Origin of the sequence: Rhodococcus sp. 008, from assembly GCF_001682295.1 — a bacterium.
Lineage (GTDB): Bacteria > Actinomycetota > Actinomycetes > Mycobacteriales > Mycobacteriaceae > Rhodococcus_F > Rhodococcus_F qingshengii.
On record NZ_CP012749.1, the window covers coordinates 5767133 to 5787788 of the forward strand.

At 61.7% G+C, this 20656-nt stretch carries 19 protein-coding genes; 10 read left to right on the forward strand and 9 right to left on the reverse strand.

The annotated features are described in order from the left end of the window. Window positions 1-70 precede the first annotated feature (70 nt). Entirely contained in the window at window positions 71-589 is a 519-nt protein-coding gene (locus tag AOT96_RS26705) for a DUF402 domain-containing protein (RefSeq protein WP_065352516.1), read from the forward strand. A 4-nt stretch (window positions 590-593) separates the two neighbouring features. Here AOT96_RS26705 and coaE read toward each other — a convergent pair whose 3' ends face one another. Then, window positions 594-1808 (reverse strand): dephospho-CoA kinase, encoded by a 1215-nt coding sequence (gene coaE, locus AOT96_RS26710; RefSeq protein ID WP_047272286.1) that lies wholly within the window; start codon window positions 1806-1808, stop codon window positions 594-596. A gap of 159 nt (window positions 1809-1967) precedes the next feature. On the opposite strand from coaE, the gene AOT96_RS34870 reads away from it, so the two are divergent. Then, the gene (locus AOT96_RS34870; RefSeq protein WP_003944056.1) at window positions 1968-2183 is read left to right on the forward strand and encodes a hypothetical protein; all 216 of its coding nucleotides are present in this window, start codon (window positions 1968-1970) and stop codon (window positions 2181-2183) included. Window positions 2184-2362: 179 nt separating this feature from the next. Here the strand turns inward: AOT96_RS34870 and rpsA are convergent, their stop codons facing one another. Further along, window positions 2363-3850 carry a 30S ribosomal protein S1 gene (gene rpsA, locus AOT96_RS26715; protein WP_003944095.1) on the reverse strand — a complete coding sequence of 496 codons (1488 nt, stop codon included), beginning with the start codon at window positions 3848-3850 and terminating at the stop codon, window positions 2363-2365. A gap of 337 nt (window positions 3851-4187) precedes the next feature. On the opposite strand from rpsA, the gene AOT96_RS26720 reads away from it, so the two are divergent. After that, complete coding sequence (locus AOT96_RS26720) at window positions 4188-5033, forward strand: class I SAM-dependent methyltransferase (RefSeq protein WP_064112545.1); 846 nt, start codon at window positions 4188-4190, stop codon at window positions 5031-5033. A gap of 3 nt (window positions 5034-5036) precedes the next feature. On the opposite strand, the gene AOT96_RS26725 is transcribed toward AOT96_RS26720, so the two are convergent. From AOT96_RS26725 to AOT96_RS26740, 4 genes are all read right to left on the reverse strand, one after another. Then, a complete protein-coding gene (locus tag AOT96_RS26725; protein ID WP_019748634.1) occupies window positions 5037-5798 on the reverse strand; it encodes an amino acid ABC transporter ATP-binding protein in 762 nt (253 codons plus the stop codon). Then, entirely contained in the window at window positions 5795-6751 is a 957-nt protein-coding gene (locus AOT96_RS26730) for an amino acid ABC transporter permease (RefSeq protein WP_019748635.1), read from the reverse strand. The genes AOT96_RS26725 and AOT96_RS26730 overlap by 4 nt, the downstream gene beginning before the upstream one ends. Further along, a complete protein-coding gene (locus AOT96_RS26735; protein ID WP_442978593.1) occupies window positions 6751-7665 on the reverse strand; it encodes an ABC transporter substrate-binding protein in 915 nt (304 codons plus the stop codon). Before AOT96_RS26735 ends, AOT96_RS26730 begins: the two co-directional genes overlap by 1 nt. A gap of 164 nt (window positions 7666-7829) precedes the next feature. Beyond that, a complete protein-coding gene (locus AOT96_RS26740; protein WP_064689634.1) occupies window positions 7830-8927 on the reverse strand; it encodes an isocitrate/isopropylmalate dehydrogenase family protein in 1098 nt (365 codons plus the stop codon). Between AOT96_RS26740 and AOT96_RS26745 the strand changes: the two genes are divergently transcribed. Further along, complete coding sequence (locus AOT96_RS26745) at window positions 8893-9468, forward strand: 2'-5' RNA ligase family protein (protein WP_083197720.1); 576 nt, start codon at window positions 8893-8895, stop codon at window positions 9466-9468. The two genes, AOT96_RS26740 and AOT96_RS26745, sit on opposite strands and share 35 nt — an antisense overlap. On the opposite strand, the gene AOT96_RS26750 is transcribed toward AOT96_RS26745, so the two are convergent. After that, window positions 9413-10342, reverse strand: a complete 930-nt coding sequence (locus AOT96_RS26750; RefSeq protein ID WP_065352518.1) for a DMT family transporter — start codon at window positions 10340-10342, stop codon at window positions 9413-9415. The two genes, AOT96_RS26745 and AOT96_RS26750, sit on opposite strands and share 56 nt — an antisense overlap. Before the next feature lie 213 nt (window positions 10343-10555). Between AOT96_RS26750 and AOT96_RS26760 the strand changes: the two genes are divergently transcribed. Both AOT96_RS26760 and trxA read left to right on the forward strand, forming a co-directional pair. After that, window positions 10556-11551: a helix-turn-helix domain-containing protein gene (locus AOT96_RS26760; protein WP_065352519.1), complete on the forward strand. Its 996-nt coding sequence runs from the start codon at window positions 10556-10558 to the stop codon at window positions 11549-11551. Window positions 11552-11625: 74 nt separating this feature from the next. Continuing rightward, window positions 11626-11997 (forward strand): thioredoxin, encoded by a 372-nt coding sequence (gene trxA, locus AOT96_RS26765; protein WP_003944106.1) that lies wholly within the window; start codon window positions 11626-11628, stop codon window positions 11995-11997. Between the two features lie 58 nt (window positions 11998-12055). Here the strand turns inward: trxA and polA are convergent, their stop codons facing one another. Then, window positions 12056-14803 (reverse strand): DNA polymerase I, encoded by a 2748-nt coding sequence (polA, locus tag AOT96_RS26770; protein ID WP_007728727.1) that lies wholly within the window; start codon window positions 14801-14803, stop codon window positions 12056-12058. 302 nt (window positions 14804-15105) lie between these two features. On the opposite strand from polA, the gene AOT96_RS26775 reads away from it, so the two are divergent. Genes AOT96_RS26775 through AOT96_RS26790 form a run of 4 tightly spaced genes read left to right on the forward strand, consistent with a single transcriptional unit; the run spans window position 15106 to window position 19235 of the window. Beyond that, window positions 15106-16416: a branched-chain amino acid ABC transporter permease gene (locus AOT96_RS26775; RefSeq protein WP_231917464.1), complete on the forward strand. Its 1311-nt coding sequence runs from the start codon at window positions 15106-15108 to the stop codon at window positions 16414-16416. A gap of 5 nt (window positions 16417-16421) precedes the next feature. Further along, the gene (locus AOT96_RS26780) at window positions 16422-17411 is read left to right on the forward strand and encodes a branched-chain amino acid ABC transporter permease (protein ID WP_065352944.1); all 990 of its coding nucleotides are present in this window, start codon (window positions 16422-16424) and stop codon (window positions 17409-17411) included. After that, window positions 17404-18432: an ABC transporter ATP-binding protein gene (locus tag AOT96_RS26785; RefSeq protein WP_054187416.1), complete on the forward strand. Its 1029-nt coding sequence runs from the start codon at window positions 17404-17406 to the stop codon at window positions 18430-18432. The genes AOT96_RS26780 and AOT96_RS26785 overlap by 8 nt, the downstream gene beginning before the upstream one ends. Next, the gene (locus AOT96_RS26790; protein WP_007728720.1) at window positions 18429-19235 is read left to right on the forward strand and encodes an ABC transporter ATP-binding protein; all 807 of its coding nucleotides are present in this window, start codon (window positions 18429-18431) and stop codon (window positions 19233-19235) included. Before AOT96_RS26785 ends, AOT96_RS26790 begins: the two co-directional genes overlap by 4 nt. A 71-nt stretch (window positions 19236-19306) precedes the next feature. On the opposite strand, the gene AOT96_RS26795 is transcribed toward AOT96_RS26790, so the two are convergent. Continuing rightward, on the reverse strand, window positions 19307-20638 hold the full coding sequence (locus AOT96_RS26795) for an ABC transporter substrate-binding protein (RefSeq protein WP_003944031.1): 1332 nt from the start codon (window positions 20636-20638) through the stop codon (window positions 19307-19309). Window positions 20639-20656: the final 18 nt, after the last annotated feature.

Consider the following 20656-nt stretch of genomic DNA (forward strand, 5'->3'; position numbering starts at 1 on the left):
CACCTACCGACACAATGCCCGCTCGTCCGCGTTCAGCCGAAAATGCAGTTCGGCGGTAGGTTCTTCGACCATGAGCGAGGAACGTCCCCACATTCACCGGCCGAAGGTCGAAACCTTCGACATCGCAGCTCGCACCAACGTCGATCCCAAGGGCTTCGTTCGCCCGGTCGAGCACTACCGCGAAGAACCGTGGGGGCTGTACATGGCGCGCCACGCCGACCATCCCCGGTTTCACTACCTGGAGTCCTGGATTATTCCCGAACTCGGAATTCGGGCGTCGATCCTGCACTTCACCCCGGAACACATCCGAGACTGGGATTTCTATGTCGACATCGGCGACTTCATCCGCGGCGACCAGGTCTGGACGTCCGAGGACCACTACCTCGACCTGATCGTGCAGACCGGACGCAGCGTCGAATTGCTCGACGTCGACGAATTGCTCGAGGCGAACACCGCCGGGATTCTCGACCCGAAGACGTCAGAGCGTGCGATGCTGAACGCGGCCCGCGCTATCGAGGGCATCGCCGCCCACGGTCACGATCTCGACGCCTGGCTCACCTCGGTGGGCATGCCGGTCACGTGGCACTGAGTGGTTAGAGGGACCAGCCTGATTTCTCGGCCCACTCCCATGCCCGGTGGAAAGCGGCGTCGAACCACGGCGTCTTGACTCCCAGGTAGGCATCGATCGCAGCGGCGTAGTCGTCGATGCCGGCGGCACTCTCGGCTGCCTTGACCTTGAGTTCGGCATATTCGGCACGCGCCGCTGCGTCGGCGCGAAGCCAGTCACGGAAGAGGATCGCGAACTGCTGACCCGGCCAACCATCCACCCGAATGTGGATGTTCGCGCGGCGCCCTGGATCGGCGCTTCCGTGAATTCGCTTCGCCCACACCGCCGGATCGGTCTCGCCACCGAGGTACGACGGTTTCGGGTCGTCGGCGACGATGTGCTCGATCCGGGGGAACCCGGCAGCGGCCAGATCTTCCGCGAGGTCGTCGGCAACGCCGAGGTGCTCGACAGTGATCTGAATGTCGATCACGTCCTTGGCATCGAGACCAGGCACTGCGGTCGATCCGATGTGATCGATACGGCGCGCACGGTCACCGGACGCCAACGACAACCGGCCGATGATTCGTTCGGCCTGCGCCGGCCACGACGGGTCGGCTGGAGTCAGCTCGGGCAGTGCGCGCACTACCGTGCCCTCGCGGAGGTTCTTCTCGAAGGGAACAAGTCGATTCGCCCACAAGTCGCGGACCACGTCGTCGAGTGAACCCGGCTCTCCGCTGTTGTCGAGCCACACGTCGGCAACAGCACGACGCTGATCGTCATTTGCCTGCGCTGCGATGCGCGCACGAGCGTCGGATTCAGGCATGCCGCGCGAGCCCACCAAGCGCCGAACTCGTTCCTCCTCGTCGACGTAAACGATGACGACCAGATTGAATGCCGGCGCCATCGAACCCTCGACCAACAGCGGAATATCTTGAACGAGCACTGCATCCGACGGCGCAGACGAAATCTGCTCCATCGTCCGCGCACCGATCAGTGGGTGGAGGATGCCGTTGAGAGTTCCGCGTGACGTGTCGTCGGCAAACGCCAACGACGCCAGCGCGGGTCGGTTGAGGCTGCCGTCCTCGGACAGAATCCCGTCGCCGAATGCATCGACCAGAGCGGCAAGTCCCGGAGTACCGGGCTCGACCACTTCTCGGGCGATCAGGTCGGCGTCGACGATGACGGCTCCCAGTTCGCTGAGGATTTTCGACACTGTCGACTTGCCGGCTCCGATGCCTCCAGTGAGGCCAACTCTCAACACACTCGACAGTCTCTCATCTCCGCGCCCGAGAGATTCAGACACGCCTACTGATCGAACACGCCGGGGCGTTCGAGGCTCAAATACCACAATTTCGGTGACCGTGCGGTTATGTTCTAGCGAACGCACCTGTACCTGCACCTTCTCGAGAAAGTGGACGCCATGCGAGCAGATCGCGACCATCACGGTCAGCACCGCCTCGGAATGCCGAACGGCGTGCACTGCATAGAGTTTCCCGAAGTTGCTTTTGCCCTGGCAGAGCACCGTCGTACGTGGTTCACGATGCTCGTGAGCCAAGGCCGACACAGCTTCGCGTCGATGCGTAAGCGCACAGCCGAAGCGACCGCCACCTACTGGGTGCCTGCTCCCGCAAACTGAGTTCTCTTCACAAAGTACAAAATGACCGGCAACCCTTCGGTGCCGGTCATTTTTGTGTTCACTCACTGAATTGATTCTTCGCTCGCAAGTGACACCTGGCAGAGAAAAGAACCCCGCCCCTGCACGTGCAGGGGCGGGGTTCTTCACAGATCTCGCCTGATCAGATCAAGCGGTAATCCTTATGCGTTGCCCGACAGCTTCTCGCGAAGTGCGGCGAGCTGTGCATCGCTGGCAAGCGATCCGCCAGCGGACTCGGCCGGAGCGGAGCCGGCAGCAGCCGGAGCCTCGGCGTCGTCTGCAGCAGCCGTCTCCGAGGAGTAGCCGGCAGCAGCGGTGGCAGCCTCAGCGGCCTCGTCTGCAGCGGTCTTCTCCATCTGAGCGGTGTGCATCTTGTGGCGACGCTCAGCCTCGGCGTAGCGGTTCTCCCACTCTTCACGCTGCTTGTCGAAGCCCTCGAGCCATTCGTTGGTCTCGGGATCGAAGCCCTCGGGGAAGATGTAGTTGCCCTGCTCGTCGTACGAGTCGGCCATGCCGTACTTGGACGGATCGAACTCGGCGTTGTAATCCTCGTTGGCCTGCTTCAGCGACAGCGAGATACGACGACGCTCGAGGTCGATGTCGATGACCTTGACGAGTGCATCGTCGCCGACGCCGACAACCTGGTCCGGAACCTCGACGTGGCGCTCAGCGAGCTCCGAGATGTGAACGAGGCCTTCGATTCCCTCTTCGACGCGCACGAATGCACCGAACGGAACCAGCTTCGTGACCTTGCCGGGCACGATCTGGCCGATGGCGTGCGTGCGGGCGAACTGACGCCACGGATCTTCCTGCGTTGCCTTGAGCGACAGGGAGACGCGCTCGCGGTCCAGGTCGACGTCGAGAACCTCGACGGTGACCTCGGTGCCGACCTCGACAACCTCGGACGGGTGATCGATGTGCTTCCAAGACAGCTCGGAAACGTGAACCAGACCGTCTACGCCGCCCAGGTCCACGAATGCACCGAAGTTGACGATGGAGGACACGACGCCCTTGCGGACCTGGCCCTTCTGGAGCTGGTGCAGGAATTCGCTGCGAACCTCGGACTGAGTCTGCTCGAGCCATGCGCGGCGCGACAGGACCACGTTGTTGCGGTTCTTGTCGAGCTCGATGATCTTGGCCTCGATCTCCTTGCCGACGTACGGCTGGAGGTCGCGGACGCGACGCATTTCGACGAGCGAAGCGGGGAGGAAGCCACGAAGACCGATGTCAAGGATGAGGCCGCCCTTGACGACCTCGATGACGGTGCCCTTGACGGCCTCGTCCTTCTCCTTGAGCTCCTCGATGGTGCCCCAGGCACGCTCGTACTGAGCGCGCTTCTTCGACAGGATCAGTCGACCTTCTTTGTCCTCCTTGGTGAGGACGAGAGCCTCGACCGCATCTCCCACGGAGACGACCTCATTGGGGTCGACGTCGTGCTTGATGGAGAGCTCACGAGAAGGGATGACGCCTTCGGTCTTGTAACCGATGTCGAGCAGAACCTCGTCGCGGTCGACCTTGACGATGGTTCCTTCGACGATGTCGCCATCGTTGAAGTACTTGATCGTGGCATCGATGGCGGCGAGGAAGTCCTCGGCGGAGCCAATGTCGTTAATGGCAACCTGCGGCGAGGTGACGGTTGTGGAGGGCATATGTTGAATTGCTCCGGACGAGTTGTGGTCGGTTGATGGATTTTGTCGGACGAGATGCGCAACTGTGGCGTACAAATGTTGGAAGTACTTTGTGAAGTACTAGATCGAAGTACCCAGCTGCATCAATAACGAACAACCGAATACCGGATCACATTCCACACCGCGGAAGCGCACCGCGAGCTCCCTCGGTCCGACTGATTCCGAGACCTTGGTAAAGATCTCGTATAGACAATCGGTCGGATGACAGACACTCGCGTGAGTAAGACTACGCGTCGGCTATCTTGCCGGGCAAACCCGGGTACCCTGCGCCCGCATCACCCGTTCTACTGTGTTGTTCATGTCTGACGAGCGCCATGCCGCTGCCAATTCCATTCTCGGTACCAGCGGCGTCGGCCGAGTCCGTGTCGATTCGAGTGCCAGCGACCGCGCCAGCCGTGCGTGGTGGGACGCCGACGCCGACGATTACCACCGAACCCACGGCGAGTTTCTGGGCGTGAACAGCGCGGAAGGTGAATTCGTCTGGTGCCCCGAAGGGCTGCACGAGGGCGATCACCACTTGCTCGGCGACATAGTCGACAAAGACATATTGGAAGTGGGTTGCGGCTCGGCACCGTGTGCCCGATGGCTCGCCGGACATGGTGCTCGGGCCGTCGGTCTCGACATCTCGATGGGGATGCTCGCCCGCGGGCAGGACGCGATGAATGCCGGCGGACCGGCAGTCCCGTTGATTCAGGCAAGTGCGGAACTCCTGCCGTTTGCCGACGGGAGTTTCGACATCGTCTGTTCCGCGTTCGGCGCCGTCCCGTTCGTTGCCGATTCGCAGCGAGTGATGAACGAAGTCGCCCGGGTTCTGCGTCCCGGCGGATCGTGGGTCTTTGCCGTCAACCATCCGATTCGATGGATCTTCCCCGACGATCCCGGGCCGAAGGGCTTGACCGCGACCCTCCCCTACTTCGACCGCACCCCGTATGTCGAGGTCGATGACAACGGAGTCCCCACCTACGTCGAGCATCACCGCACCATCGGCGACCGGGTTCGTGAGATCGTCGCCGCCGGACTTCAGGTGCGCGACATCATCGAGCCCGAATGGCCGGAGTGGTTGGACCGCGAATGGGGACAGTGGAGTCCCCTGCGCGGCCAACTCTTTCCGGGCACTGCAATTTTCAGCGCCGTCAAACCCTGACGGCTACAGCAGCTTCGACAGGAAAGCCTTGGTCCGGTCGTGCTGAGGATTGGCCAGGAGTTCCCGCGGCTCGCCTGCCTCGACCACAACTCCCCCGTCCATGAACACCAACTGGTCGGCGACCTCGCGGGCGAATCCCATCTCGTGGGTGACGACCACCATCGTCATACCTTCTTTGGCCAACTGCTTCATCACGGTGAGAACTTCACCGACCAGTTCGGGGTCGAGCGCGGACGTCGGCTCGTCGAACAGCATGAGCTTCGGGTCCATCGCGAGTGCGCGGGCGATGGCAACTCTTTGCTGCTGACCACCCGACAACTGGGCCGGGTAGGCGTTGGCTTTGGCGCTCAACCCGACCTGATCGAGGAGGTCCTTCGCTCGTTCGACAGCCTTCTTCTTACTGACGCGCTTCACCTGCGTCGGCGCTTCGATGATGTTCTCGAGAGCGGTGCGGTGCGGGAACAGATTGAAGTGCTGAAACACCATCCCGATGTCGCGGCGCTGTTTGGCCGCTGCTCGCGGGTGAAGTTCGTACAGTTTTCCGTTCTTCTCCGAGTAGCCCACCAGGTCGCCGTCGACGTACAGTCGGCCGGCGTTGACCTGCTCGAGGTGATTGATGCAGCGCAAGAACGTCGACTTGCCCGACCCGGACGGCCCGACGAGACACAGGACCTGACCGGGGTCGATTTCGAGCGAAATCCCTTTCAGGACCTCCAATGCGCCGAAGTTCTTACAAACTCGGTCTGCTTTCACCATGGGGGTCATTTGCGTTCTCCTCCGGGGGTATCCGGAAGCGTTTCCACTACCGTAGCTTTTCCTTGCGCGTCGGCCAGTGCCTGAAGTTGGCGTGTGGTCAGTGCTCGGGTTGCGCCCTTCGAATAGTGACGCTCGACGTAGTACTGCCCGATCATGAGCAGACTCGTGATTGCGAGGTACCACGTCGCCGCCACCATCAACAGGGGAATCGGCTCGAAGTTGGCGCCCGAGATATCGCGCGCTCGACCGTACAACTCGAAGCTGTAAGGGACCGCCGTCACGAGCGAGGTGGTCTTGAGCATGCTGATGACCTCGTTACCGGTCGGCGGAATGATGACGCGCATCGCCTGCGGTAGAACGGTTCGTCGCATCGTCTGACTCCACGTCATACCCAATGCAACAGATGCTTCGGTCTGGCCCTCGTTGACCGAACTCACGCCGGCGCGGACGATCTCGGCCATGTAGGCGGCCTCGTTCAATGCCAAACCGATCACGGCAAACAGAAACGCTGCCTGCAAGTCCTGGAGATTGATGTGCGCAAACTGATGTACGAAGGGAATACCGAGATCGATGCTCTTGTAAATCGACGGGAACAGGCCCCAGAAGACCAACTGCACGTAGACAGGTGTTCCTCGAAAGATCCACAGATAGCCCCAAGCCGCGGCGCGAAGCACCGGGTTGGGAGAGAGTCGCATGACTGCCAGAATCACACCGAGGACGATCGCGATCACCATTGCCAGCACCGTCAGCTGGATCGTTGTCCACGCACCAGCGGAGATGCGTTTGTCGAACAGATACTGACCGTAAGTCCCCCATGCAAAGGCTTCGTTGGTCGCCGCGCCGTAAACGAACAGTCCGAAGAGGACCACGACGACGACCGCGGCAATCCAACGACCAGGTCTGCGTAGTGGAATCGCCTTGATCGGCACCGGATCGCCGGTCTCAGTTGTTGTCATGTTCATCAGCTTTCCGCGCCGTTGATCTTGGATACTTCGATGACGCCGGCCTCGACACTCCAGGTCTGCGCGATCTGTTGATAGACACCGTTGTCGATCAGGTACTGCATTGCCTGCTGCAGGGCGGGACCGAGGGCGGAGCCCTTCACGATCGGCCAGCCGTAAGGCGCCGAATCGAAGGGTTCTCCCGCAGCTTCCATCCGGCCCTTGCTCCGTTTGATCGCATAGCCGGTCACTGGTGAATCAGCGGACAGCGCGTCGACTCGACCGAGAATGAGCGCGTTGGCCGCATCGTCCTGACTGTCGTACTTGATCTTCTCGATGGGCGGCTTGCCCGCAGCAACGCATGCCTCGCTCTTGGCGGGTACTTCGTCGATGTCCTCGGTAGTTGTGGTCTGTACCGCCACTCGCAACCCACACGCATTGTTCGGGTCCACGGGATTGTCCGGCCGCTGAGCCCACTGGATACCTGCGCTGTAGTACGTGACGAAGTCGACCGACTTCTCCCGCTCCTTGGAGTCGGTGAACGAAGACATGCCGAGGTCGTAGCTTCCCGACTGGATAGCGGGGATGATCTTGTCGAAGTCGGCCTGGTTATAGACAGCTTCGACCCCGAGCACAGTCGCCACTGCGTTCATGATGTCGACGTCGAAGCCGACGATTTTGCCATTCTCATCTTTGAATTCGTTTGGTGCGTAAGGAATGTTGACCCCGACCTGCAGCTTGCCCGACTCCCTGACGTTCGGGGGCAACAGGGCGGCGATCTCGGGCACCTTCTGGATGTCAAGTGGCGGCCCCTCCGGAACGAGGCCCTCGTTGTTGGTCACACACCCGCCGCACAGTGCGACGATCAAGCCCACCAACAAGACTCGCACCACGTTGGCGCGGATACGCCCGCCACTGCTCGAGCCATAACTCACGCCACGTGGCCTTGGTGCCCGTGCGTTTTCATCGACCACGACTCTGCTCTCCACTCGTCGATCGCCGCACTTGCAACGTCCATCCGAAATTCAGTCGAACGGTAGGTTACGGCAGGAGTTCCACCGTCGCCGACTTCGCAAGATTCCGGCCTGTCGTACAAGAATCAGCGACGCAGAGTGTGTGCGTACACGACTTCGGAAAATTCGCTGGTCGATGCCAAACCGCCGAGGTCGGCGGTCGCGATGCCCGACGCGATGGTCGTGCGAACGGCATCTGAAATCCGGCGTGCTGCCGCAGACAACAACCGATCGCCACGCGCATCACCGAGCCAGTCGAGCATCATTGCACTCGAGAGGAACAGTGCCGTCGGGTTCGCCCGATTCTTCCCGGCGATGTCGGGTGCGGCACCGTGCGCAGCCTGAGCCATGACCTGCGTCTCGGAAGCGTTGATCGACGGCGCGGTTCCGAGTGAACCGGACAGCTCGCCCGCCAGATCCGACAAGATGTCGCCGAACATGTTTTCGGTCACCACGACATCGAAGTCGCCGCCGCGCCGAACCAGGTGCGCCGCCATCGCGTCGACGTGCTCGTCGTCGACGACTACGTGTGGGTACTCCGCAGCGACTGTTCGGCAGGCGTCACGGAACAGGCCGGTGGTCAGTGTGAGGACGTTGGCTTTGTGGACGATCGTGACGTGATTGCGCCGTCGCGACGCCAACGCGAAGGCAGTGCGTGCGATCCGTTCACACGCAGCGCGGGTGAACACACCGACGGCCAGCGCGATGTCGGGCGTCGGCATGAACTCGCCGCTGCCGACTGCCATGTTCCGATCCGCGTACAACCCCTCGGTGTTCTCGCGGACGATCACCAGATCCATGTCGGGGACCATTGCCTTGACACCGGGGAACGCCGCTGCCGGCCGAATGTTCGCGAACAGCTCGAACTTCTTCCGGATGACGCCGCCGGGTGTGAGTTGTCCGCGAAACCTCTCCGGATAGGACGCACTGTCGTGGGGTCCGAGAATCCAACCCTGCAGCTGCCCCAACGAATCGATGGTCTCGTCGGGAATCGGTGTGCCGTGGCTGTCGATGGCCGTGTTCCCGAGCGGAAGCTCGACCCACTCGACGGGCGGAGCATGAACCGCTGACAACGCCGCATCCACGATCTGCCGTGTCGCCGGGACGATTTCGTGGCCGATTCCGTCGCCGTGCATGAGTCCCAGCCGCATGGCCGAAGTACCGATTGCGCTCGCACCTGTCATCAGGCAATCATTGCTCACCATGGTCCAGTCGGTGGAATTGCTCCTCGATCCAGTGAGTGAGTCGGAAGTCCGAGCACAGTGGCAGCTTCTCGCCGACGCCGGTTTACCAAGTCAGGCCTCTCATCACAGCCCGTCCAACCGTCCGCACATCACACTGTTCGTCGCCCGTGAGATCCCCGCGGAGGTCGACGGACTGTTGAAGCGGCGCTTCTCGGCCCCGGACTTCGAGGTCCGACTCGGTGGCTACATCGTGTTCGGCGGCAAGCAGATGGTCTTGGCGCGCTCGGTCATTCCTTCGCGCGCACTCCTTCACCTGCACCGAGAAATAGCCGAGGCAACCGTTGGTTCGACGGCGCTTCCCGCCCACGTCGAGCCCGGCGGGTGGACTCCTCATGTGACGCTCGCCCGACGCGTCGAACCTGCACGTCTGGGTGAAGCCATTGCCCTGGTCGGTAACGACGTGATTCACGGGCGCAGCGGCGCGATCAGGCGCTGGGACGGCGAACAGAAGACGGAGTGGTTACTGACGCCGCCGCTGTGACAGATCGGGTTGCACGTCGGGTCACCAGGATTCCCGCGATCACCGCGAGTGCACCAACCGGCTGATTCCAGCCAACGCTTTCGTTCAAGACTATTGCGCCGAGAGCGACGCCCACCACTGGACTGAGGTAAGTGACGGTGGACGCCGCAGTCGGCCCCCACCCATGAACGACATTGGTGTTCCAGATGAATGCGAGCCCGGTCCCCAGTGCGCCCAGAGCGATCATCGACAGGACAACTGCCGGCGTCAGGTGCATCGGTGTATTCGCGATGACCGGTGAGGCCAGAACCATCAGGAATGCACCGATACTGATCTGCAATAACGCGACCGTGCGGGTGTCGACGCCGAGAGGAAGCACGAAACGTCTGAGGTAGACAAACGAAATCCCGTACGAGGCAGTCGCTCCCAGGCAAGCGACCTGAGAACTGACACTTCCGCCGACGCCGAGATTCCACGGCGCCAATACGATCAGCACCCCACCGAATCCGAGAAGCAACCCCAGCGATTTGTATCGCGTCAGCGTCTCCCCCGGCAGAAAGGCAAGGGAGACAGCCATAGTCATCAGTGGCGTGGTGGCGTTGTAGATGCTCGCGAGTCCCGAGGACATGTTTTGCTCCGCCCAACTGAACAGCAGCCACGGCACGATGCATTGTGTCGCTGCGAGAAAAGCCATGTGTTTCCAGACGCGAAAGTCCCTCGGTAGGCCGATCCGGCTGACCGCTGACACGAGAACCAGCGCGAGCGCACCGAAGACCAAGCGCCACAGAACTACCTGCGTGAAGGACAGACCTTCGAGCCCGATCTTCATGAAGAGGAAACTGGCTCCCCACACCACCGCAGCTGCGGTGTATTGAAAGGCCAGACTTGCCCTCAAAGGGTGAAGTCTCCGTGCGGACTGACGTCGTGACGAGTGTCGGGCGTTCGGCCGGCAAGAGCTAGTACGTTCAGGACCAGTAGGACCAAGACGCTGACGACGATGATTGCCATGTGTCCAGCCTGACGGAATGTCCCACGTGGCAGTAGTGGCAGAAAAGCCAGACTTGGACGATTTTCTGCCACTTTCCTGTTTTTCTGTCACACTCGAAAGATGCTCGCGAAAGTGGTGGTCCTACTGATGCCGATGACCGAGGCGTTCGAACTCGGCGTGGCATGTGAAGTCTTCGGCTTCGACCGATCCGACGACGGCCTCCCCACGTACGACTTCTCTCTGATCGCCGCAGTTCCGGGTCCGATCCGAACGCGGTTCGGGTACAACATCGATGTTCCGTACAACCTCGATTCTCTCGACGACGCCGATCTCATCGTCGTGTCCGCCGGCGGAACCTACGACGCCGGCGACGCGTACATGTGCTCACCGAGTCCCGACTCGAGTGTCGATCCCCTGTTGGTCAAACTCAACGAGGCCGTAGCCCGGGGCGCCAAGGTGGCGAGTCTGTGCACCGGAGCGTTTGTCCTCGGGGCGGCTGGACTACTGGACGGAAGGCGATGCACGACGCATTGGCGGCATGCAGAGAGGCTTGCCCAGACGTATCCGGAAGCCAAGGTCGATCCGGACGTGTTGTACGTGGACGAAGATCCGGTGTTCACCAGCGCAGGCACCGCGGCAGGAATTGACCTGTGCCTGCACATCGTCCGAAAGGAACAGGGTTCTCGCGTTGCCAATGGCATCGCGAGAAGGATGGTGGTGCCGCCCCATCGTGACGGTGGGCAAGCCCAGTACGTTGCCACTCCCCTCGCCTCGACGCCGAGTGCAACCCTTGCCCCGCTCCTCGACTGGATGACGGAGAACCTCGCCCTCGACCTCACTGTGGGCATGGTCGCAACCCGCGCGAACATGTCCGCGCGCACGTTCGCGCGCCGTTTCCAAGCGGAAACGGGAACAACCCCCGCCCGCTGGCTCAGCGATCAGCGAGTACTGGCCGCCCAACATCTCCTCGAGAATTCCGACCTCTCCGTCGACGTCATCGCAGAACGCGTCGGATTCGGCGGCGGTGCCGTGCTTCGCCAGCACTTCATTCGTCTGCGTTGCACCACGCCGCAGGCCTACCGCCGGACGTTTCGGGCGACCGACAACGCAAGCTGAAATCGGCTCAGGGAAGAATCAGCGGTTCCGGGGCGTTGCACACACCAACAGCCCGCACAATGGAAAGGACCCCTGTGGCCACCCAGACACTCACCCAGCAGAACTTCGACGAAACGATCAACGGCAGCGACGTCGTCCTCGTGGACTTCTGGGCCTCCTGGTGCGGCCCGTGCCGCCAGTTCGCACCGACGTTCGAAGCCTCTTCGGAGAAGCATGCCGACGTCGTTCACGCCAAGGTCGACACCGAGGCCGAGCAGGGAATCGCAGCGGCCGCCAACATCCGCTCCATCCCCACGATCATGGCCTTCCGCGAAGGCGTACTCGTGTTCAACCAGGCCGGCGCGCTTCCCGCCGCTCAGCTCGAAGAGCTCGTCACTCAGGTCAAGGCACTCGACATGGACGAGGTCCGCAAGCAGATCGCAGAGCAGACCGCATCTGCTGAATAGCGTGAAATGGCTGGGCCGGAATCGAAGTCGATTCCGGCCCAGCCTTTTTCGTTGTTGCCTAGTGAGCCGCGCTGTCCCAGCTTCGACCGGTTCCCACCGAAACATCCAGAGGTACCGACAGCTCGATGGCTGTGGCCATCTTGTCCTTGACCAGCGCGGTGACCTCCTCCAACTCGGAGGCAACCACTTCGAGCACCAATTCGTCGTGCACCTGCAACAGCATGCGTGACTTCAATCCGGCGTCGGCGAGAGCCTTCTGCACGTTGATCATCGCGACCTTGATGATGTCGGCCGCAGTGCCCTGGATCGGCGCATTGAGGGCAGCACGTTCGGCAACCTCACGACGCTGACGGTTGTCGCTGTTGAGGTCCGGCAGGTAGCGACGACGACCGTAGAGCGTCGAGGTGTAGCCGTCCTTACGTGCCTGCTCGACCACCGCGTGGAGGTAATCCCGCACGCCGCCGAAACGAGCGAAGTACGCATCCATCTGCTGCTTCGCTTCTTCGGTCGAAATCTTCAGCTGCGACGCCAATCCGTAGGCACTGAGCCCGTAGGCCAGACCGTACGACATCGCCTTGACCCGGCGCCGCAGTTCTGGAGTCACCTCTTCGATCGGTACACCGAATGCGCGCGAGCCGACAAAGCTGTGCAGGTCCTCACCGGTGTTGAATGCCTCGATCAGCCCCTCGTCGCCTGACACGTGCGCCATGATGCGCATTTCGATCTGGCTGTAGTCGGCAGTGAGCAGAACGTCGAACCCCTGCCCGACTACGAATCCGTCGCGAATCTCGCGCCCCGCGTCGTTTCGCACCGGGATGTTCTGCAAGTTCGGATCGGTCGACGACAGGCGTCCGGTCGCGGCAACCGTCTGATTGAACGTCGTGTGAATGCGTCCGTCTTCGGCTACGGCCTTGAGAAGACCGTCGACGGTCACCTTCATACGCGTCGCATCACGGTGCGCGAGAAGGTGTTCGAGGAACGGGTGTCCTGTCTTGTCGAACAGACCCTGCAACGCCTCGGCGTCGGTGGTGTAGCCCGTCTTCGTCTTCTTCGTCTTGGGCATGTCGAGTTCTTCGAACAAGACCACCTGCAGCTGCTTCGGCGAACCCAGGTTGATCTGCTTGTCGATCACCTCGTAGGCCGAGTTTGCGGCGTCGGCGACCTGGGAGGCGAAACGGCTCTGAAGATCGTGCAGATGCGCGCTGTCGACGGCGATGCCGGTGGCCTCGATCTGAGCGAGCTCGATCGTCAACGGCAGTTCCATGTCGGAGAGGAGCGACTTGGATTCGATCGACTCCAACTCGGTGTCCAGTGCAGCCGCCAAGTCGAGAACGGCCTGAGCGCTGAGCATCGCGGTCTCGGCCGCTTCGGCATCGAGCTGTTCGGTGTCGTCGAGCAGTGAAAGCTGTTCCTGGCCGGATGTTTCGGCGCGCAGTTCACGCTTGAGGTAGCGGAGCGAGAGGTCGTCGAGATTGAAGCTGCGCTGGCCCGGCCGGACGAGGTACGCGGCCAGAGCAGTGTCGCTGGTCAGTCCCCCGAGCGTCCAACCACGCCCACGCAGAGCATGGATCGCCCACTTGGCTTCGTGCAGCGCCTTCGGCTGCGATGCGTCGGCGAGCCAATCACCGAGAGCTGCTTCGTCTTCCGGTGTTGCCGTCGACGCCGCGATGTATGCACATTCACCGTCGGAGGCCGCGATCGCGAGTGCAGTGACGTCGCCGGCGAACGGAGTTCTGGTTCCGAGCACCGTCACGCCGTGACGCTCACCGGTTCGTGCGTGGGCGTCGAGCCACGCGGCAACCGCACCCGGGGCGAGTGCGTCGCCGCTGACCTCGAACCCTTCCTCTGCTTCGGGCTCGGACGACGACAGGGTCGCGAACAGTCGATCGCGGAGAACCTTGAACTCGAGATCGTCGAACAACGCATGAATCTTCTCGCGGTCCCACGGGGCCAACACCAACTGCTCGGGCGTGTACGGCAAGGGAACGTCGCGAACCATTTCGGTGAGCTGACGATTGAGCAGGACGTTCGCGAGGTTCTCCCGCAGTGAGTCGCCCACCTTGCCGCGGACCTTGTCCACGTTGTCTACCAGTCCCTGCAGGTCGCCGTACTCACGGATCCACTTGGTGGCGGTCTTCTCGCCGACGCCGGGGATGCCGGGGAGGTTGTCACTCGGGTCGCCGCGCAGTGCAGCAAAATCGGGATACTGCGCCGGGCTGAGGCTGTACTTCTCCTCTACGGCCGTCGGCGTGAATCGGGTGAGCTCCGAGACGCCCTTCTTCGGGTAGAGCACAGTGACGTTGTCGGTCACCAGTTGCAGCGAGTCACGGTCACCGGTCACGACGAGAACCCGGTATCCGAGTGCCTCCGCCTGCGTGGTCAAGGTGGCGATCACGTCGTCGGCCTCGAAACCTTCCTCGGCCATGACCGGGATGCCCAGCGCGCCGAGAACGTCCTTGGTGATGTCGATCTGGCCCTTGAATTCGTCCGGAGCCTTCGCGCGCTGCGCCTTGTATTCGGGGAACAGGTCGGCGCGAAACGTCTGACGCGACACGTCGAAGGCCGCGGCCAGGTGGGTGGGCTGCTCGTCACGAAGAAGGTTGATCAACATCGACGTGAAGCCGTACACCGCGTTGGTGGCCTGCCCACTGTGTGTCTTGAAGTTCTCTGCAGGCAGCGCGTAGAAGGCGCGAAACGCCAACGAATGCCCGTCGAGAAGCATCAAGAGAGGGCGATCGTCCGCCTTGCCGGTGGTGCCGGCTGGAGCGGTGGACGTGCTGGACCGAGTTGTGGTTGCGGGGCTCACGGTTCATCAGTCTAGGGATCGCGACCGACATCGACGCCTTCGCCGTTGTTTACGCAGGAACAGACACAAGAATCGGACAATTGATGCAGCCTTCGGCCTTCGATACGGAACCGAAACATCCCGGAAATCTCAGAACCCCATCTGAAGCGAACGGAGCCGTTAGAGTCCGGAAATCGCAGCAGCGAAACAATCCCTCTGCTGCGCGGCACTTTGTCCAGACGCGCTATTCCCGACCCGCTCGGAGGACGTACGTGGCCCCACCCGTAGTGAAACGGCAGACCCTCGCGACACTCAGCCGACTACTGGCCTTTGCATTACTGACGTTCTTCGCATTACTCAGCCTGGCCGGAACTGCTTCGGCTCAGGAACCGACCACTTCCCCTACACCGCCGACCCCGACAGCATCCGCAACACCGACAGCACCGGTTCCCGACAACGCTGTCCCCGTCAGCGGCAATCTCAACAACGGCGGCACACGCCTCGAGGGCGTCACCGTCCGTGCGCTCGATTCTTCCGGCACGGAAGTCGCCACCGGAGAATCGGCATCGAACGGCCGTTGGGAACTGGCCGTGGCACCGGGCACCTACACCTTCGAGATCGTTGCCGACACACTTCCCGACGGGGTCAGTGTGCAAGCCGCTGTCGAACGCGAGGTGGTGGCCGGCCGCGCGAACACCGTGATCTTCTCGTTCGGCGAGGTACGTACCGCCTCGAATGTCAGCTTCGGCGAGAAGCTGATCCGCACGACGGTCGACGGTCTGCGGTTCGGCCTCGTGATCGCGATCGCCGGTGTGGGTTTGAGCCTGATCTACGGCACCACCGGCCTGACCAACTTCGCTCACGGCGAGATGGTGACGTTGGGAGCCGTTGCTGCCTGGGTGATCAACACGTCCTTCGGCGTTCCGCTGATTCCCGCCACGATCCTCGCGATCTTCGTCGGCATCGGCATCGGCCTGCTGACCAACGGAATCGTCTGGAAACCACTGCGTAAGCGCAAGACCGGGTTGATCGCGCAATTGGTGGTCTCGATCGGTCTCGCGATTTCATTGCGCTACTTGATCCTGATCTTCTTCTCCGACCGCGCCGAACCGTTCGACGACTACCAGGGCCAGGTCGAGAAGAACTGGGGCCCGATCGCACTGACCGACGCCAACGCGATAGTCATGATCGTCAGTCTGGTCGTCCTGGTCGGCGTCGCACTGCTTCTGCAGAAGACTCGCATCGGAAAGGCCATGCGTGCCGTCTCCGACAATCGTGACCTCGCCGCTTCGTCCGGTATCAACGTCGAGCGGGTGATCATGTTCGTCTGGGGTCTCGGCGGCGGATTGGCCGCCCTCGGCGGTGTGCTGTTCGGTATCTCCGAGCTCGGCGGACGCGTCCAGTGGGAAATGGGCTTCAAACTGTTGCTGCTCATGTTCGCCGGAATCACCCTCGGTGGTCTGGGAACCGCGTACGGGGCGCTACTCGGCTGCGTCATCGTGGGACTTCTGGTCCAACTCTCGACGCTCATCATCAACCCAGACCTCAAATACATCGGCGGACTTCTCGTCTTGATCGTGATCCTCGTGGTTCGCCCCCAGGGCATCCTCGGATCCAAACAAAGGATCGGGTGACGAACATGGACATCATGGGAGCTTTCCAGGTTTCCTTCGCCCAGCTGATCGGGCCGTCGGCAATCTTCTACGCACTGTTGGCAATCGGGTTGAACCTGCACTTCGGCTACGCCGGACTGCTCAATTTCGGTCAGATCGGTTTTGCCCTTCTCGGCGGCTACGGCGTCGGCATCATGACCGTGACCTACGACCAGCCGCTCTGGCTCGGCATCCTCGTCGGACTCACCGCAGCCGGCCTTCTCGCGCTCGTGCTCGGTATTCCGACGCTGCGTCTGCGCGCCGACTATCTCGCCATCGTCACCATCGCGGCCTCGGAGATCTTGCGTCTGATCTTCCGCTCGACCGCGTCGGATTCGGTGACCGGTTCCACCAACGGCCTCTTCGGTTTCGCAGATCCGTTCACCGCACTGAGCCCGTTCGACTCGGCCAAGCAATACTCGTTTATCGGCGTGAAGTTCTACGGAGACGATCTCTGGTCGATGGTCGTCGGGTGGACCCTGGTCTTGATCTTGTGCGGATTTGTCTACCTGTTGACGCACAGCCCGTGGGGGCGCGTCCTCAAGGCGGTACGCGAAGACGAGGACGCAGCGCGATCGTTGGGCAAGAACGTGTTCGTGTACAAGATGCAGGCGCTGGTTCTCGGCGGCGTGATCGGTGGTCTGGCCGGGGTGTTCAACGCTTTGCAGACCAAGTCCATCAACCCGGACTTCTACTCGACCGCGCAGACGTTCTTCGCGTTCGGCGCACTGATTCTGGGCGGGGCGGCAACGGTATTCGGCCCGGTGGTCGGCGCAATGTTGTTCTGGTTCCTCCTCGCCATCCCTGATGCCTTGCTGCGTCAGGCGATCTCCGGCGAGAATCCGCTGCTCTCGCTGTCCGAACAACAGGTCGGAGCCACCAGGTATGTCCTGCTCGGATTGATGATTGCTCTCCTGATGGTCTTCAGACCGCAGGGAATACTGGGTAACAAGCGGGAGGTGCAACTCAATGCTTGACGCCGATACCAGAGCACAGATCTTTGCCGACGTTCCTCACCTTCCCGGATCGGCGAAACCCGACCCGGTGTTGGTCGCTGACAACGTCTCGCGGACGTTCGGCGGTCTCAAGGCCGTCGACGTCGATCACCTCGAGATTCAACGAGGGTGCATCACGGGTCTGATCGGTCCAAACGGTGCCGGAAAAACGACGCTCTTCAACCTCCTTACCGGATTCGACCGGCCGGACACCGGTACGTGGTCGATGGACGGTCAATCGCTGGGCCGCATGTATCCCCACCAGGTAGCCAGGAAAGGAGTGGTACGGACGTTCCAGTTGACCAAGGCGCTCTCCAAACTCACCGTGCTGGACAACGTACGTCTCGGTGCCACCGGCCAACGTGGTGAACGCATTTTTGCATCTCTCGTCCCGTGGATCTGGAAAGGCCAGGAACGCGAGATCACCGAACGCGCCAACGAACTCCTCGCACGATTCAAACTCGACACCAAGGCCGACGACCTCGCCGGTTCACTCTCCGGTGGGCAGCGCAAACTGCTCGAAATGGCTCGCGCACTCATGACTTCGCCCTCGGTGGTGATGCTGGACGAACCGATGGCGGGGGTCAATCCTGCTCTGACGCAAAGCCTGCTCGGACACATCAAGTCATTGCGCGACGACGGAATGACAGTGGTGTTCGTCGAGCACGACATGGACGTGATCCGAGACATCAGCGATTGGGTGGTGGTCATGGCGCAGGGCAGCGTCATCGCCGAATCCACCCCGGACGAACTCTCGTCCAACGCAGCCGTCGTCGACGCATATCTGGGCAGCCACCATGACCAGGCTCTCGAGTTCGACGACAACGGAAATCCGGTGGGCGAGACGGCCGTTCTGGCCGCCGCCCTGGCTGAAGCCGAGGTCGAAACCCTCGAGTCGGGCGGGGACCTGTCGGAACCCGACGTCGACAACCTTCCGGCCGATCTCGCCGCGACGCTGGAATCGAGTCCCGAGGAACCGCGCGGAAGGCACGAGAAGCCATGAGCGAGAACCACGCACGTTCACTCACGCCTGCAGAGTTCGCCGCGACGGCCGAGGAGCATCAGCGACTGTCGGCAGGTGCCCTGCTCCGCGCCGACAGCCTCGTCGCGGGCTACATTCCCGGCGTCAACATCCTGCGTGAATGCAACTTCTTCCTGAAGGAAGGGGAAATCGTCGGGATCATCGGACCGAACGGCGCAGGCAAATCGACACTCCTGAAATCACTGTTCGGACTGATACCGGTACGCGAAGGGTCGGTCACCCTACGCGAGGACAACATCACGTCTGCGCCCGCTCACGTCCTCGTTCAGAAGGGAGTCGGGTACGTCCCTCAAACGCAGAACGTCTTTCAGACTCTGACCATCGAAGAAAACCTCGAAATGGGCATTTATCTGCGTCCCAAGGCATTCGCGGAACGATTCGCCTTCGTGAGTGAACTGTTCCCCCTTCTGAGTGAACGACGAAAGGTGAAGGCCGGCGCACTCTCCGGCGGCGAACGCCAGATGGTCGCGATGGGCCGGGCCCTGATGATGGATCCGTCGGTGCTGCTGCTCGACGAACCGTCCGCGGGCCTGTCCCCCATGTTCCAGGACGAGGTGTTCATCCGCTGCAAGAAGATCAATGCTGCGGGTGTCTCGGTCATCATGGTCGAGCAGAACGCGCGCCGCTGCCTTCAGATCTGCGACCGCGGTTACGTACTCGATCAGGGTAAGAACGCGTACACCGACACCGGCGCCAATCTGATGAACGACCCCAAGGTGATCGAGTTGTACTTGGGAACGCTCGCTGGAAGCAAAGAGAAGTAGGACAGACACGAGAATGGGCCAGGGTCGCGAGACCCTGGCCCATTCTCGTTGGCTGCTTACCTGCCCACGACTTACTTGCCCACCACCACGAATCCTTCTGTGGTCAGGGTGTTCTCAGGGCCGAACTTGAGCTTTCCGTACGAACCGATGGACGGCTCCCCCGAATCGTTGAAGTCCAACTCACCGGTGATGCCGTCGTAGTCGATGTCGGTTCCCGCCTTCACCAACGGCAGGCACTCGACGTAGGACGTGCACTTGGTGCCGCCTTCGGTGACGCTGTTGATGTTGGCCGCGATGTCGGTACCGGCCGTCGACTTCGCCTGCTCGGCAGCGAGCGCTGAGATCACCACCGCGTCGTATGACTCTCCGGCGTAGTTGAAGTCGATCAGAGAGGGGTTCACAGCCTTCAGACGATCCTGGAAGGCAGCTCCGACGTCCGTCAGGGGCGTCGTTCCCTGCATGGTGTCGAGCAACGGCTTCGCCACGGATTCGCCGAGAGCGTTACCCATGTTGCCGTCGACGCCGTACATCGCCATTCCGTCCGACGGGCCGATGCCCACTTCGTGCATGCGCGTGATGATCTTCGCCGACTCTTCGAAGCCCACCAGTGCCACTGCATCCGGATTGAAGTTCTTGACTTGATCGACTTCGGAGTTGAACGACTGCGCGTTCGGGTCGTAGATGATCTTCTCGATCTGATCGGAGGGGACACCCGAATCGATCAGATTCTTTTCGATGTTGTCCGCCAGACCCGTCCCGTACGGGTCGTTGAGGGCCATGATCGCTACGCGCTGACCACCGTCGTCCGAAATGAGCTGTGCGACGGCCTGAGCCTGCAGTACGTCCGTCGGAGCGGTGCGGAAGTACATGCCCTTGTCTGGGTAGCAGACGAATTGGTCCGAGGTGTTGGCAGGCGAGAACATCACGACGCCTGCGCTCGCGATCTTGTCGATCACCTTGAGCGAGACCGAGGACGACGCGGCGCCGACGATGACCTGAGTGCCTGCAGCCAATTCGCGGTCAACGGTGGTGTTGGCGGTGTCCGTTGTGGTGTCACCCGAATCGCCGGGAATCAGCTGGACCGGTTGGCCGAGAACGCCTCCGGCTGCATTGACGTCGTTGACTCCCAGCTGGGTGCCCGCGACCATCGGCGGCCCGAGGAACGACAAGCTGCCTGTATCGGGAAGAAGCGTGCCGATGCGCAGCGCTTCCGTGGACGGGGTGGCGCCGGCCTTGGCCTGCTCCGGGGTGCAATCAGTCGTGACGGATGTCGTCGCGGCAGAAGCGCCGGACGTAGAGCCACTCGAAGACGAGTCATCCGACTTGTCCGAGCTACAGCCTGCAAGTGCCAGTGATGCCGCGCCGAGAACTGCAGCAGTACGCACAAGTGTTCGTCTAGCCATCCCACGCTCCTAAGATCA

Coding starts and splice junctions, on each gene's coding strand:
- AOT96_RS26785 (WP_054187416.1), top strand. CDS start 17,404: ATGCTTGACGCCGATACCAGAGCACAGATCTTTGCCGACGTTCCTCAC.
- rpsA (WP_003944095.1), bottom strand. CDS start 3,850: ATGCCCTCCACAACCGTCACCTCGCCGCAGGTTGCCATTAACGACATT.
- AOT96_RS26730 (WP_019748635.1), bottom strand. CDS start 6,751: ATGAACATGACAACAACTGAGACCGGCGATCCGGTGCCGATCAAGGCG.
- AOT96_RS26720 (WP_064112545.1), top strand. CDS start 4,188: ATGTCTGACGAGCGCCATGCCGCTGCCAATTCCATTCTCGGTACCAGC.
- AOT96_RS26705 (WP_065352516.1), top strand. CDS start 71: ATGAGCGAGGAACGTCCCCACATTCACCGGCCGAAGGTCGAAACCTTC.
- AOT96_RS26780 (WP_065352944.1), top strand. CDS start 16,422: ATGGACATCATGGGAGCTTTCCAGGTTTCCTTCGCCCAGCTGATCGGG.
- AOT96_RS26795 (WP_003944031.1), bottom strand. CDS start 20,638: ATGGCTAGACGAACACTTGTGCGTACTGCTGCAGTTCTCGGCGCGGCA.
- AOT96_RS26740 (WP_064689634.1), bottom strand. CDS start 8,927: ATGACAGGTGCGAGCGCAATCGGTACTTCGGCCATGCGGCTGGGACTC.
- AOT96_RS26790 (WP_007728720.1), top strand. CDS start 18,429: ATGAGCGAGAACCACGCACGTTCACTCACGCCTGCAGAGTTCGCCGCG.
- AOT96_RS34870 (WP_003944056.1), top strand. CDS start 1,968: ATGCGAGCAGATCGCGACCATCACGGTCAGCACCGCCTCGGAATGCCG.
- AOT96_RS26760 (WP_065352519.1), top strand. CDS start 10,556: ATGCTCGCGAAAGTGGTGGTCCTACTGATGCCGATGACCGAGGCGTTC.
- AOT96_RS26745 (WP_083197720.1), top strand. CDS start 8,893: ATGGCCGAAGTACCGATTGCGCTCGCACCTGTCATCAGGCAATCATTG.
- AOT96_RS26725 (WP_019748634.1), bottom strand. CDS start 5,798: ATGACCCCCATGGTGAAAGCAGACCGAGTTTGTAAGAACTTCGGCGCA.